At 60.5% G+C, this 13,606-nt stretch carries 11 protein-coding genes; 7 read left to right on the top strand and 4 right to left on the bottom strand.

What is annotated here, in order from left to right:
• Positions 1-17: 17 nt before the first annotated feature.
• Positions 18-1,415: an argininosuccinate lyase gene (argH, locus tag A3709_RS13895; protein ID WP_066055663.1), complete on the bottom strand. Its 1,398-nt coding sequence runs from the start codon at positions 1,413-1,415 to the stop codon at positions 18-20.
• A gap of 124 nt (positions 1,416-1,539) precedes the next feature.
• Here argH and hemC point away from each other — a divergent pair, with 124 nt between their 5' ends.
• From hemC to A3709_RS13875, 4 genes are read left to right on the top strand one after another with little or no spacing between them, the layout of a single operon-like run.
• Positions 1,540-2,466, top strand: coding sequence for a hydroxymethylbilane synthase (gene hemC, locus A3709_RS13890; protein WP_066055660.1), 927 nt, complete (start codon positions 1,540-1,542; stop codon positions 2,464-2,466).
• A complete protein-coding gene (locus tag A3709_RS13885; RefSeq protein ID WP_066055657.1) occupies positions 2,456-3,214 on the top strand; it encodes a uroporphyrinogen-III synthase in 759 nt (252 codons plus the stop codon). Before hemC ends, A3709_RS13885 begins: the two co-directional genes overlap by 11 nt.
• Before the next feature lie 15 nt (positions 3,215-3,229).
• On the top strand, positions 3,230-4,420 hold the full coding sequence (locus A3709_RS13880) for a uroporphyrinogen-III C-methyltransferase (RefSeq protein ID WP_066055654.1): 1,191 nt from the start codon (positions 3,230-3,232) through the stop codon (positions 4,418-4,420).
• 3 nt (positions 4,421-4,423) lie between these two features.
• A complete protein-coding gene (locus tag A3709_RS13875; RefSeq protein ID WP_066055651.1) occupies positions 4,424-5,671 on the top strand; it encodes a heme biosynthesis HemY N-terminal domain-containing protein in 1,248 nt (415 codons plus the stop codon).
• Here A3709_RS13875 and fabB read toward each other — a convergent pair whose 3' ends face one another.
• Together fabB and fabA are read right to left on the bottom strand one after the other, a co-directional pair.
• Entirely contained in the window at positions 5,672-6,898 is a 1,227-nt protein-coding gene (gene fabB, locus A3709_RS13870) for a beta-ketoacyl-ACP synthase I (protein ID WP_066055648.1), read from the bottom strand. It lies immediately after the preceding gene.
• A 4-nt stretch (positions 6,899-6,902) separates the two neighbouring features.
• Positions 6,903-7,418 (bottom strand): 3-hydroxyacyl-[acyl-carrier-protein] dehydratase FabA, encoded by a 516-nt coding sequence (gene fabA / locus A3709_RS13865; protein ID WP_066055645.1) that lies wholly within the window; start codon positions 7,416-7,418, stop codon positions 6,903-6,905.
• Positions 7,419-7,630: 212 nt separating this feature from the next.
• On the opposite strand from fabA, the gene A3709_RS13860 reads away from it, so the two are divergent.
• Genes A3709_RS13860 through A3709_RS13850 form a run of 3 tightly spaced genes read left to right on the top strand, consistent with a single transcriptional unit; the run spans position 7,631 to position 11,249 of the window.
• Positions 7,631-9,040 (top strand): mannose-1-phosphate guanylyltransferase/mannose-6-phosphate isomerase, encoded by a 1,410-nt coding sequence (locus tag A3709_RS13860; RefSeq protein ID WP_066055642.1) that lies wholly within the window; start codon positions 7,631-7,633, stop codon positions 9,038-9,040.
• A 21-nt stretch (positions 9,041-9,061) separates the two neighbouring features.
• The gene (gene galU / locus A3709_RS13855) at positions 9,062-9,892 is read left to right on the top strand and encodes a UTP--glucose-1-phosphate uridylyltransferase GalU (RefSeq protein WP_066055639.1); all 831 of its coding nucleotides are present in this window, start codon (positions 9,062-9,064) and stop codon (positions 9,890-9,892) included.
• 10 nt (positions 9,893-9,902) lie between these two features.
• Positions 9,903-11,249, top strand: coding sequence for a phosphomannomutase/phosphoglucomutase (locus A3709_RS13850; protein WP_066055636.1), 1,347 nt, complete (start codon positions 9,903-9,905; stop codon positions 11,247-11,249).
• A 616-nt stretch (positions 11,250-11,865) separates the two neighbouring features.
• On the opposite strand, the gene pgi is transcribed toward A3709_RS13850, so the two are convergent.
• Positions 11,866-13,500, bottom strand: a complete 1,635-nt coding sequence (pgi, locus tag A3709_RS13845; protein ID WP_066055633.1) for a glucose-6-phosphate isomerase — start codon at positions 13,498-13,500, stop codon at positions 11,866-11,868.
• Positions 13,501-13,606 lie beyond the last annotated feature (106 nt).

The raw sequence follows: 13,606 nt of genomic DNA, 5'->3' as shown, positions 1-13,606 counted from the left end.
GGCGGCGGGTGAAGCCGTTATCGCTGATCCAGCAATGCGTTTGCGCGCACCGTAGCCGCAGCTACCTGCGTTGGCGCCGTGCCACCGAGGTGATCCCGCGCCCCAATCGAGCCTTCCAGCGTCAGCACATCGAACACATCCTCGCCGATGTCCGCACAAAAGCCCTGCAGTGTCGCCAGGTCCATCTCCGCCAGATCCAGCCCCGACTCAACGCCGTGGGCCACCGCCTTGCCCACCACCTCGTGAGCGTCGCGGAAGGGCAGTCCCAGGCCTACCAGGTAGTCCGCCAGATCAGTGGCAGTTGAGAAGCCCGAGCGGGCCGCTTCGCGCATATTCGCTTCGCGCGGCTTGATCGCAGGCACCATGTCGGCAAAAGCGCGCAGGGAATCCAGTACCGTGTCGATAGTGTCGAACAGCGGTTCCTTGTCTTCCTGGTTGTCCTTGTTGTAGGCCAGCGGTTGGCTCTTCATCAGCGTGAGCAGGGAAATCAGGTGGCCATTAACCCGGCCCACTTTGCCGCGCACCAGCTCCGGTACGTCCGGGTTTTTCTTCTGGGGCATGATCGATGAGCCCGTGCAGAAGCGATCCGGCAGCTCGATAAAATTGAATTGCGCTGAGGTCCAGATGACCAGTTCCTCAGACATGCGCGACAAATGCGTCATCAGCAGTGAGGCGAATGAGCAGAACTCGATGGCGAAATCGCGATCCGAGACCGAGTCCAGCGAGTTTTCTGTGGGTTTGTCAAAGCCCAGGCTGGCCGCCGTCTGGGCGCGGTCGATCGGGTAGGTCGTGCCCGCGAGTGCGGCGGCTCCCAGTGGTGACTGGTTCATGCGTGCCCGGCAGTCCATAAGGCGGCCGTAGTCGCGTTCCAACATCTCATTCCAGGCCAGCAGGTGGTGGCCGAAGGACACTGGTTGGGCCGTTTGCAGGTGGGTGAACCCCGGCATGATGGTCGCAGTGTTATCCGCGGCCAGGCCAATCGTGCCGCGCTGCAGGCGGGTCAGCTCCTCGGCAATGCGGTCAATGGCGCCGCGCAAGTAAAGGCGGATATCGGTTGCGACCTGGTCATTGCGCGAGCGGCCCGTGTGCAGTTTTTTGCCGGTAATGCCAATCAGCTCTGTCAGGCGTGCCTCAATGTTCATGTGCACGTCTTCCAGTTCAATCGACCACTGGAATTCGCCCGCTTCGATTTCTGCAGCCACCTGATCCAGGCCGTCCTGGATCTGCTGGAGTTCTTCTGCACTCAGAACGCCAGCGCTGGCGAGCATGCTGGCGTGGGCACGCGATCCCGCGATGTCTTCGGCAGCCATACGTTGATCGAACGTGACCGAGGCCGTATAGCGTTGTACGAAGCTGTCGGTAGGTTCGTTGAAACGTCCACCCCAGAGTTTGCTGGTGTCCTTGTCGTTGCTCATGGCCTGTCCTGTCCTGTTGCCGCTGCCAGTGGTAAGGGCCGCGAAGTATACCAGCTTCGCAGCCGCGACAGTGTTATCATGCGCGGCACAATTTAACGCCCGCTTCCAGCACCAAGGAATACCCATGCCCCGCAAATTGACCATAGCCACCCGTGAGAGCCCTCTCGCCCTGTGGCAGGCCGAATATGTTCGCAGTGCCCTGCAGGCCGCGCATTCAGGGCTTGATGTGGAACTGCTGGGGATGACCTCACGCGGCGACCAGCTGCTCGATGTGCCTCTGGCTAAAGTCGGCGGTAAAGGATTGTTTGTGAAAGAGCTGGAAACGGCGTTACTCGACGGCAGTGCCGACATTGCCGTGCACTCCATGAAGGACGTTCCCATGGAGTTTCCCCCAGGGCTTGGGCTGGGTGTCATTTGTGAGCGGGAAGACCCCACTGACGCATTCGTGAGCAATACCTACCATCGTCTGGAGGATCTTCCTGCCGGCAGTGTCGTGGGTACCTCCAGTTTACGACGCGAGTGTCAGCTGCGTGCCCGGCGTCCCGATCTGGAGGTGAAGTTTCTGCGAGGTAACGTCAATACCCGGCTGCGCAAACTCGATGACGGAGAATACGATGCGATTATTCTTGCCAGTGCTGGCTTGATTCGCCTGGGCTTTCAGGATCGTATTGCCGCCACCATCAGTGTCGAGGATTCACTTCCCGCCGGTGGGCAGGGAGCCGTAGGCATTGAATTGCGCACCGACGACAGCGATACGCTGGCGCTATTGCAGCCGTTACACCATGCGCCAACGGCGCATCGAGTCACCGCCGAGCGGGCCATGAACCTGGCGCTGCAGGGCGGCTGCCAGGTGCCCATAGCCTGTTTCAGCGTTTATCGTGATGACCAGCTCTGGTTGCGCGGTCTCGTGGGCAAGCCCGACGGTAGCGAGATTCTCCGTGCAGAGGCACAGGCGCCTGCTGACCAGGCTGAAGCACTGGGGCAGACGGTTGCCCGGGATTTATTGGGCCAGGGTGCGGGCCAGATTCTCGCCGAGGTCTATGGTGACTGAACGCGGGCGCGTTCTTGTCACACGTCCTGCTGGCCAGGCGGACAGCCTACTCGCGCGACTTGAACAGGCGGGCTATCGTGCCAGCCATCAGCCGCTGCTGGCATTGGCGCCGCTGGCTGAGCTCGCACCATCGCTGCGGCAGCGGGTACTGGACCTCGACCTCTACGCCCATGTGATTTTTATCAGTGGCAACGCCGTGCGCTACGGACTTTCTATTATCGATGACTACTGGCCCCAGTTGCCCACTGGGATTAACTGGTATGCCATCGGGGGAACCACGGCTCGGCTCTTGGCCGAGCGCGGCCTCGTCGCCACAGAGCCAGGTGCGCAAATGAACAGCGAAGGTCTGCTGGCGGTGCCAGCGTTGCAGCAGGTCGCCGACCAGCGGGTGTTGATTGTGAAAGGGCAGGGCGGTCGCGAACTCCTGCAGCGTGAACTGACGGCGCGCGGCGCGCGGGTCGACGAGCTAGCCTGCTACTCGCGCGCATGTCCGCCACTGGAGCAGGGTGCTCTGGCACGGACAATCAGCGAGGGCGGGATAGAGACAGTGCTGATTTCCAGCGGCGAAGGTCTGCAGAATATGCTGACATTGCTTAGCGGGGAAGAAACCACTAAGTTTAGGGATGTACGCCTTGTGGTGCCTTCTCCGCGAGTGGAGAAGCTGGCGCGCGAGGCGGGTTTTACGCAAATTGATACGGCGGCCAATGCCTCAGATGAGGCCATGATGGCAGCCCTGCAAGGGCGGTAATCCGGAGATCATTGAGTGAGTGACGAGAACAACAGCACGACCGGGAACAAGGCAGATGAAGTCGCCCCGCCTGATACCGGCAAGGATGAAGCTGCAGCTTCCGAGCAGGGTGATACGCCCGGGAAACAGGGCAGTCCGCTGGTAGAGAAGAGCGCGGCTTCTGCAACGCCCCCTGCGCCGGTGGTGAAGAAAGGCTCTTCGCTCGTCGCCTGGTTGGCGCTGGTACTGGTGTTGGTGCTGGCTGCAGCAGCAGGCTGGACCGTGCAGCAGGGCATGCAGCGTGAGGCCGCGCTGGTGCAGCGCATTGAATCACTCGGCACTGAGCTGGCTCCTCCGGAGGTCGACCTGGATGGTCTCGAACGCAAGCTGCGCCAGCAAATAGATCGCAAATCCAAGCAATCCAGCGATGCTATCAGCCAGCAAAATGCCCAGCTGGACGAGCTTCGCGCCCAGATCCGCGACCAGCAGGAGCGCCTGGCATCCTTTAGCGCCAACGATCACGACGCCTGGCTGAGAGCGGAGGCGCAGTACCTGTTGCGGCTGGCCAACCAGCGGCTCATCATGGCCCGTGATGTCGTGTCTGCCCAGGCCTTGCTGGGCAGTGCCGATAGCATTCTGGATGAATTGAACGATCCCACGCTCTACGATGTGCGGGCCGCCGTTGCCTCGGAACAGGCAGCACTGCGGGCCGTGCCCAAGGTGGATGTGGAGGGCATCTACCTGAGCCTGTCGGCCCTGATAGAACAGGCTGATTCGCTGGTGATCTTCCAGATGCAGGAAACCGAGGCGCAGCCCGAGGCCGAGCCCACTGAGGGCTGGCAGAGCCGCCTGGCCCGCGGCTATGAGGAAGCTGCACAGAAACTGTCGGATTATGTCGTGATCCGGCGTCGGGACGTACCCATGCGGGCATTGATGGATCCGCAGTGGGAAGGGCTGGTACGCCAGAACCTGAGAATGTTGCTGGAGCAGGCCCAGGTGGCCCTTTTGTCAGGGAACCAGACACTGTACACCGAGAGCCTGCAGCGTTCGCTGCACTGGGTAGAGCAGTTCTACGATTCTGATGAGGCGGCCGCGAAGGCGATGGCGCGAGAGATTCGCCAGCTCGAGCAGCGCACGGTACAGGTGACCATGCCCGATCTGACCCGCTCCCTGAAAGCACTGGATAAGGCCATGAGGGAAGCTATCGGGCAGGGAGAGGCGGGCTAAGTCATGCGCAAACTATTTCTGCTCGCCCTGATCGCCCTACTGCTCGGTGTCGGTATTGTCGCCGTTATCGAGACGGATCCCGGTTATTTGTTGGTGGCCTACGGCAACTACACAGTAGAAACCAGCCTGTGGGTAGGCCTGGTGATTCTCGCCTTTTTCACCCTGGCCATTTATTTGTTGGTGCGCTTGTTCCGCCGGGTGGTGGGCGGACAGAACTCCCTCGCCAGCTGGTTGGGAGGCCGCCGTTCGCGCGCCTCTTCTCGCTTGACCACCCGCGGCATGATCAGTTTCATCGAGGGCAACTGGCAGCGTGCCCGCAGGCAGTTGCTGCGTGGCGCCAAAAATAGCGAAGCCCCGCTGATCAATTACCTGATGGCTGCTCGCGCCAGCTACCGACTAAACGAGCCCGACCAGATGCGTGAGTATCTCGGCGCCGCAGAAGAGGCCGAGGCCGAAGCGGGCATAGCGGTCGAGCTGACCCAGGCCGAGATGAAGCTGCATGCTGGGCAGTATGAGCAGGCCCTGGCTACCCTGGTGCGCGCCCGCCGCAACGCGAGCCGCCATCCCTACGTGCTGGACCTGTTGCACCGCGCCTATTACGGCCTCAAGGACTGGGGGCAATTGTTGGAATTGCTGCCGGAGTTGCGCAAGTACAAGGTGCTGGATGAGGCCGCGCTGAATACACTCGAGCGCGAAGTGTATATCGCGCTGTTGGCCGCACAGGCGGCCGGCGAAGACAGCGGCGATCAATTGCGCCAGGTGTGGCAGAAGGTCCCTTCTGCACTTAAACAGGATCCGGAAATTCTCAACCGCTACGTGGCAATGTTGGTCGCCGGTGGTCACGAGGCCGCTGCGGACAAGGTGATTGTGCGCGCACTGAAGCAAAACTGGCAGCCCAGCCTAGTCCGCCACTATGGCTATCTGGGCCTGGAGCAGCCCGCCCGTCAACTGGCCCAGGCCGAGAGCTGGTTGGCCAGTCACCCGCAGGATGCGCAGCTGCTGCTGTGCCTGGGTCGTCTCAGTGCCAGGGAAAAGCTCTGGGGCAAGGCGCGCGATTACTTCGAAAGCAGTTATCGCCTGGAGCGCTCAGAGGAAATCTGTGCGGAATTGGGGAGGTTATTGCTCGCACTCGGCGAGCCAAAAGTGGCTGCGGCCTATCACTGCGAAGGTTTGCAAATCAGTCAGGGCGAGACCTTACCGGAGTTGCCCATGCCAGAGGCAACTCAGCCTCCGGCACGGCGTCAGGCCTGATTAGAGCGGGTATTTCTGGAAGACCAGTGAGGCGTTGGTGCCACCAAAGCCGAAGCTGTTCGACATCACGCGCACCAGGTCCACGTTGTCGTGGCGTTCGGTGGCAATGGGCAGACCTTCCGCTTCCGGATCCAGGTTTTCGATGTTGGCCGAAGCGGCGATAAATCCACGCTGTTGCATGAGCAGGGTATAAATCGCCTCCTGCACGCCGGCGGCGCCGAGGGAGTGCCCTGACAGCGACTTCGTAGAGCCGACCACCGGGATGCTGTCCATGTCGGCGTAGGCCTCTTTGACGGCCTTGAGTTCCTGGATGTCGCCCGCTGGCGTAGACGTGCCATGGGCGTTGATGTATTCCACTTTGCCCTCGACAGTGGACAGCGCCTGTTGCATGCAGCGTACTGCGCCCTCGCCAGAGGGGGCGACCATGTCGTAGCCATCCGAGGTGGCGCCATAGCCGACTACTTCTGCGTAAATTTTTGCACCCCGCGCCAGGGCGTGATCCAGCTCTTCCAGAACCAGCATGCCGCCACCGCCGGCAATTACAAAGCCGTCGCGGTCCGCATCGTAGGCGCGCGAGGCGCGCTCGGGGGTTTCGTTGTATTTGGTGGAGAGCGCGCCCATGGCATCAAACAGGCTGCTCAGGGTCCAGTGCAGTTCCTCACCGCCGCCGGCAAATACGATGTCCTGCTTGTTGAGCTGGATTTGCTCCATGGCGTTGCCGATGCAGTGCGCACTCGTGGAGCAGGCCGAGGAAATGGAGTAGTTCACGCCCTTGATCTTAAAGGGGGTGGCCAGACAGGCTGACACGGTGCTGCCCATGGTCTGGGTGACCCGGTATGGGCCCACCCGGCGCAAGCCGCGCTCACGCAAAATATCCGCAGCTTCAGTCTGGCTGGCAGAGGAGGCGCCGCCGGAGCCGGCGATAATGCCGGTGCGCACGTTGGATACCTGCTCTTCAGTTAAGCCAGCGTCTTCAATGGCCTGCTGCATGGAGACGTAGGCATATGAGGCGGCATCGCCCATAAACCGCAGCTGCTTGCGGTCGATCAGGGATTTGATGTCGATGTCCGGGGAGCCGGCGACATGGGAGCGCATGCCCATGTCGATATGTTCCTGGCGAGTGCTAATGCCCGATTTGCCCTCGTACAGTGCCTGCGCAACTGTCTCGGCATCATTGCCCAGGCAAGACACAATGCCCAGGCCGGTAACTACAACGCGTCTAGTCATTGCTTTAGAAAGACTCCGTGGATTGGAAAAGGCCGACCCGCAGGTCGCTTGCTGTATAAATTTCCCGACCGTCTACGGAAACACTGCCGTCGGCGATACCCATCACCAGTTTGCGTTCGATGACGCGCTTCATGTTGATGTTATAGACCACTTTGCTGGCGGTCGGGAGAATTTGGCCGGTAAACTTCACTTCGCCACAGCCCAGAGCGCGGCCGCGGCCCGGATTGCCGCGCCAGCCCAGGAAAAAGCCGACCAGCTGCCACATGGCATCAAGGCCCAGGCAGCCCGGCATTACCGGGTCGGACGGGAAGTGGCAGTCGAAAAACCACAGGTTCGGATTGATGTCGAGCTCGGCGACAATCTCTCCCTTGTCGAACTCGCCGCCCTCGGAGCTGATATGGGTGATGCGGTCAAGCATCAGCATATTGTCCACCGGCAACCGGGCATTGCCTTCGCCAAAGAGCTCTCCGTGGCCGCAGGCTACCAATTCGTCCTTGGCGTACGCGCTTTTTCCAGTCATGTTGTTTCCAGGCTAATTAGGTCCGTCGCCCGTTGCGGGCTGGGAAGCGTGCCCATTCTAATAGTTGCGGGCCACAAGTCCAGCCTAGGCGACTGTCGGGAGTGGCTTGCAGGGACTGCTTTGGTTACTATGTTTGAATAGTGGTGCTCTCGCACAGGTTTCATTATTTCTGCAGGCAAGTCGATTTCCAAGTTTTACTTCAAGGATTGAACATGTTGACTCCCGTTCTTCTGTCCGGCGGCGTGGGCAGCCGGTTGTGGCCTGTGTCGCGCGAGGCCCATCCCAAGCAGTTCCAGCCCCTGGCTGGTGAACTGTCCATGCTGCAGGAGACTCTGCGGCGCACCTCAGGCCTGGAGGCGACCGCCCCCCTGGTGGTGTGTAATGAAGATCACCGCTTCATGGTGGCCGAGCAGTTGCGCCAGGTGGATTTACGGGCTAGCGCGCTGATTCTCGAGCCCGCGGGCCGCAATACGGCACCGGCGGTGGCCCTGGCTGCCCTGCGTGCGGTGCAGGATGACCCTGAGGCGCTGTTGCTGGTCTTGCCTGCTGACCACGTGATACAGAACGTGGCTGCCTTCTCTGCGGCAGTGTCGCATGCTATTCCTCTGGCCCAGCAAGGGCGGCTGATGACCTTTGGTGTGGTACCCGCCAGCCCCGAGACCGGCTACGGTTATATCAAGTGTGGCGACGCCCTGGGTGATGAGCTATACGACCTCGAGCGTTTTGTCGAAAAGCCTGACCTGGATACCGCGAAAACCTACGTCGAGAGCGGCAGCTACCTGTGGAACAGCGGTATGTTCCTGCTCCGCGCCGATGCTTATCTTGCTGAACTGGGTGAGCACAATCCCGCCATGCGTACCGCCTGTGAGCAGGCCATGGCCAGCGCGGCGACAGACATGGATTTTGTGCGGCCAGATGCGGAAGCTTTCGCGGCCTGCCCAAGCGACAGCATTGATTACGCGGTGATGGAAAATACCCGCCTGGGTGGCGTGGTGTCGCTGGACTGTGGTTGGAGCGATGTCGGCGCCTGGTCGGCACTGTGGGACGTCCACCCCGGCGACGAACGTGGCAATGTGGTGCAGGGCGATGTGATGATCGACAACTGCGATAACAGCTACTTCCGCAGTGAATCGCGTCTGGTGGCAGCCACCGGCGTAGAAAACCTGGTTGTGGTGGAGACCGCCGATGCCGTGCTGGTGGCTGAGCGCGAGAAGGTCCAGGATGTTAAGAACATTGTCGCTCGACTCAAGACAGAAGGGCGCCCCGAGCACAGCCTGCACCAGTGCGTATACCGCCCCTGGGGCTGCTATGAAAGCCTGATCGTCTCGGATCGTTTTCAGGTGAAGCGCATTACGGTGAACCCCGGTGAGCGTCTGTCACTGCAATTGCACCACCACCGTGCCGAGCACTGGATAGTGGTCAGTGGCACGGCGGAAGTCACCTGCGAAGACAAAGTTTTCATGCTGGGCGAGGATGAGTCGACTTACATCCCGCTCGGCCACAAGCATCGCCTCGCCAACCCCGGGCGCATTCCCCTCGAACTGATTGAAGTGCAGACCGGCACCTATCTGGGTGAGGATGATATTGTAAGATTTGACGATCAATACGGCCGCAGTGAGTAGGTCTTTTCAAGGAGAATAAGGATGATCAAGAAGTGTCTCTTTCCCGTGGCAGGGTACGGCACCCGGTTTTTGCCCGCGACAAAGAGCATGCCCAAGGAAATGCTGCCCATCGTGAACAAGCCGTTGGTGCAGTATGGGGTTGAGGAAGCCATAGAGGCCAACATGACGACCTGTGCGTTCGTCACCGGTCGCGGCAAGCGCGCCATTACCGACCATTTCGATATCAGCTATGAGCTTGAACACCAGATATCCGGCACCGGTAAAGAGGCCTATCTGGAGAGTATTCGCTCGGTGCTCGATAAGGGCGTGTTTACCATGGTCCGCCAGCGCGAGATGAAGGGCCTGGGACACGCGATTCTTACCGGCCGCTCGCTGGTGGGAAATGAGCCTTTCGGCGTCCTGTTGTCAGACGATTTGTGCCTCAATGCCGAGGGCATGGGCGTACTGGCGCAAATGACCGAGCTCTACAACCAGTTCCGCTGTTCTATCGTCGCTATCCAGGAAGTGCCCATGGACGAGGTGCATAAGTATGGCGTGATCAAGGGTGAAAATCTGCGCGATAGCATTTACCGGGTCGACGACATGGTGGAAAAGCCGGCCCAGGAAGACGCTCCTTCCAATCTGGCGATTATCGGTCGCTATATCCTCACTCCGGATATCTTTGAGATTCTCGAGGAAACGCCCCCCGGAGCCAACGGTGAGATTCAGCTTACTGATGCCTTGCAGATCCAGGCCAAGCGCGGCCTGGTCATGGCCTACAAGTTCAAAGGCCAGCGCTTTGACTGCGGCTCCGTGCCCGGGTTTGTCGAAGCGACCAATCACGTTTACGAAAACTACTACGGCAAGGACTGAGGCCAGCGTTGTGAGCGAAATTACCTGTTTCAAGGCCTACGATGTTCGTGGTCGGGTGCCCGATCAACTCAACGAAGACATCGCTCGCCGCATTGGTCGGGCCTACGCAGAGGTCATCAAGCCCAAGCGCGTTGTGGTCGGTCACGATATCCGCCTGTCCAGCGAAGCTATTAAGGCGGCGCTCAGCGAGGGGCTCATGGAACAGGGTGTCGATGTTTACGACATCGGCATGTGCGGCACCGAGGAAATCTACTTCGCTACCTCCCATGCCAGTATGGACGGGGGCATCGTGGTGACCGCCAGCCACAATCCCAAGGATTACAACGGCATCAAGTTTGTGCGCGAGGAGTCCAAGCCGATCTCTGCAGACAGCGGCCTGGGAGAGATCAAGGCGTTGGCGGAGCAGAATGATTTCACAGCGGCGGCGGAACGCGGTCAGCTGCAGCCGCTGGACACGGCCGGCGCTTATGTCGAGCACCTGCTGTCATATGTTGATGTGAGCAAGCTCAAGCCCCTGAAAATTGTGGTGGATGCAGGCAATGGCGGTGCAGGCCGGGTTGTCGACCTGCTCGAGCCGCATCTACCGTTTGAGTTCATCAAGCTGCATCATGAGCCCGATGGCAATTTCCCTAATGGCATTCCCAACCCGTTGTTGCCCGAAAACCGCGCCGCCACAATCGCCGCGGTCAAGGAGCACGGCGCCGACCTGGGTATTGGCTGGGACGGCGATTTTGATCGCTGCTTTTTCTACGATGAAAACAGCGAATTTATCGAGGGCTATTACGTGGTCGGCCTGCTCGCCGAGGCCTTCCTGAAGCTCGAGCCCGGCGCCAAGATCGTTCACGACCCGCGCCTGACCTGGAACACGGTAGATCAGGTGTTGGCGTCTGGCGGCCAGCCGGTGCTGACCAAGTGCGGCCACGCCTTCATCAAGGAGCGTATGCGCTCCGAGAACGCGGCCTACGGCGGCGAGATGAGTGCCCACCACTACTTCCGTGACTTCGCCTACTGCGACAGTGGCATGATTCCCTGGCTGCTGGTCACCGACCTGATCAGCACCACGGGTAAGCCCCTGAGCACCATGGTGTCGGAGCGCATGGCGGCCTACCCCTGTTCCGGCGAGATCAACCGATCAGTCGACGATGCCAAGGCGGTGCTGGCCACAGCGGAAGCCACCTATGGCGATCAGGGTGAGGTTGATCACACCGATGGCGTGAGCGTCGATTGCGGCAGCTGGCGCTTTAATCTGCGGATGTCCAACACTGAGCCTGTCGTACGGCTCAACGTTGAGTCGCGGGGCGATGTTGCACTGATGGAGTCCAAGACTGCTGAGCTGCTTGCTTTGATCGAGGGCTAGGGGTTAAGGCTATCCGCAGTGCTCATTACCGTTTTCCGCCCCATATTTGGTAGTAGGTATGCCTGAGTCTATTCAGCAGCCGGAACAGAGCCCCGCTGCCGGGTTTGGGATGCTTGTACGCTAGTCGCAACGTCACTGGATAGAGGCGGGCGGAACGGCCACAAAGCTCCGCTCCGGCAGCTCCGGTCGCGGCGTAACTCGGAGTAGGAATTGCAGCGCAATTCCAAAACACTCCTCAAAAACCCACCGCGAAAAGCCCTGCGCTGCCTCCCGCTGCGCAAAAAGCGTGGCCTTATGGTTCCGTCCACCTCTACCCAGTGACGTTGCTCTGGTTTGTTCTCTGAGCAAATAACGCGCCGTCTTTTACACGCAAGTCTGCTCGGCGTTTAGCTTGATCGGAGCCATGCCGGCGGGCGATAGGGTTTTCGAGCCATCAGGCCGTGCTTATATCTTGCAGAAGCAGCGAAGGGCTTTCCGCAGGGAGTGTTTGAGGCGTGCCTGAGGATTGCAAAGCAATCCCACGCCGAGTTGCCCTGCGGCCGTAGCTGCTGTTGCAAAACATACGGCCGCGAGGAAACGCTATTGCCCGTCGGCAGGGCGGATAGTCGGAAATGGCCTAGTCCTGCGCTTTCTGCCAGGCAGCAATCAAGCGGTCGGTGGCAGGATCCATCGCAGCGTTGGTGCTCTCGCCCACCATGATGCCGTGAATCTGGACACCGATTTCCTTGCCCAGCTCGACACCCCATTGGTCAAAGGAGTTGATGCCCCACATGACGCCGCTGCAATACGTGCGGTGCTCGTACAGGGCAATAAGGGCGCCCAGGGTCGTTGGTGTGAGGGCTTCCATTGTGATGACGGAGTTCGGTCGGTTGCCCTGCATGGCCAGGTGAGGTGCCAGTTCCTCCGCTCGCGCTGGGTCGACACCACGCTCGACCAGTGACGCATACGCCTCCTGCAGCGAGCGGCCCACCATCATGGTACGGCTCTGGGCCAGGCAATTGGCGACCAGGCGGCGGTGTTGCTCGGTCATGCCCGTGTGGGTCGTTAGCGGCAGGATGAAATCGGTCGGGCACAGTTCGGTGCCCTGGTGGAGTAGCTGGTGGAAAGAGTGCTGGCCCATGGTGCCGGCTGAGCCCCACAGCACCGGCCCCGTGGCGTAGTCCACAGGCTGGCCAGATTTGCTCACGCCTTTGCCGTTACTCTCCATGGTGAGTTGCTGGAGAAAGTCCGGGAAGCGCTGTAGCGCGTTGTCGTAGGGCAGGACGACGTGATTGCCGGCGCCAAAGAAATTGCAGTACCACACCTCTAGCAGGCTGAGCAGTACGGGTAGATTCTGCTCGAGCGGCGCCTCGGCGAAGTGCCGGTCCATGGCGGCAGCGCCTGCCAGGAACTGTTCAAAGTTGTCCCAACCCACGGCGATGGCGCAGGACAGGCCGACGGCTGACCACACCGAGTAGCGGCCACCGACCCAGTCCCACATGGGCAGGCAATTGTCGGCGTCAATGCCGAACTCGGTTGCGGCCTCGAGGTTGGTGGTAATGGCCAGGAAATGCATGGCCAGGTCGGCCTCGCTGGCGCCGGCGTTGAGCATCCACTCGCGGGCCACCAGGCTGTTGGTCAGGGTTTCCTCGGTGCGGAAGGACTTGGAGCAGACAATAAACAGGGTAGTGTCCGGGTTCAGGTCCCGCAGGGTGTTTTGTAAATCGGCCGGGTCCACGTTGGCCACGTAGTGGCAGGCCACGTCTCCCTGGAAGGGGCGCAGTGCTTCGGTGACGAGTCGCGGCCCGAGATCAGAGCCTCCGATGCCAATGTTGACCACGTCGGTAATGACGGCGCCACTGAAGCCCAGGTGCTGGCTGTTGTTGAGGCGCTCGGCCCAGTCGCGCATGGTGGCTCGGCTGCGTTGTACTTGTGCCAGTTTGTCTTCCAGGCCGGGTGCGCTGGTCGCGCGCAGCAGGCTGTGCAGTGCCGGTCGCGCCTCTGTGTTGTTGACCTCAGTGCCATCGAGCAGGGCCGTGGCTGCGTGCTCCAGATCCGCCTCGCGAGCCAGGGTGTAGAGCGCCGCGAGGGCGGTGTCATCGAGCAGGTGCTTGCTGTAGTCGAGCGTGATGCCCGCAGCATCCAGGGTGTATCGCGAGGCGCGCTCAGGGTCGGTTGTGAATAAGTCGTTGACTGAGCTGTCGCTCATCGCCAGCGCCATATCAGAGAGCTTCCCAAAGCTGGGAAGTTGCGAAAGAAGGGTAGCAGCCATTGCCGTCGTCCTTGTTGTTAGTGCGGCGAGTGGTTGTAGGCAGCTTTGTGTTTGTAGGAATGCTGCGATGGGGCCCTGAGTATAAAAACAGGCGCCCGCGGACGCA

The organism is Halioglobus sp. HI00S01, assembly GCF_001635445.1.
Taxonomy (GTDB): domain Bacteria; phylum Pseudomonadota; class Gammaproteobacteria; order Pseudomonadales; family Halieaceae; genus Halioglobus; species Halioglobus japonicus.
The sequence above is the reverse complement of the archived record's forward strand: the minus strand, read 5'-3'. Positions and strand labels throughout refer to the sequence as shown.

Bases quoted from the DNA above. Each gene is read 5' to 3' on its own strand.
- fabA (WP_066055645.1), bottom strand. From the start codon at position 7,418: ATGACTGGAAAAAGCGCGTACGCCAAGGACGAATTGGTAGCCTGCGGC.
- pgi (WP_066055633.1), bottom strand. From the start codon at position 13,500: ATGGCTGCTACCCTTCTTTCGCAACTTCCCAGCTTTGGGAAGCTCTCT.
- argH (WP_066055663.1), bottom strand. From the start codon at position 1,415: ATGAGCAACGACAAGGACACCAGCAAACTCTGGGGTGGACGTTTCAAC.
- hemC (WP_066055660.1), top strand. From the start codon at position 1,540: ATGCCCCGCAAATTGACCATAGCCACCCGTGAGAGCCCTCTCGCCCTG.
- fabB (WP_066055648.1), bottom strand. From the start codon at position 6,898: ATGACTAGACGCGTTGTAGTTACCGGCCTGGGCATTGTGTCTTGCCTG.
- A3709_RS13875 (WP_066055651.1), top strand. From the start codon at position 4,424: ATGCGCAAACTATTTCTGCTCGCCCTGATCGCCCTACTGCTCGGTGTC.
- A3709_RS13860 (WP_066055642.1), top strand. From the start codon at position 7,631: ATGTTGACTCCCGTTCTTCTGTCCGGCGGCGTGGGCAGCCGGTTGTGG.
- galU (WP_066055639.1), top strand. From the start codon at position 9,062: ATGATCAAGAAGTGTCTCTTTCCCGTGGCAGGGTACGGCACCCGGTTT.
- A3709_RS13885 (WP_066055657.1), top strand. From the start codon at position 2,456: ATGGTGACTGAACGCGGGCGCGTTCTTGTCACACGTCCTGCTGGCCAG.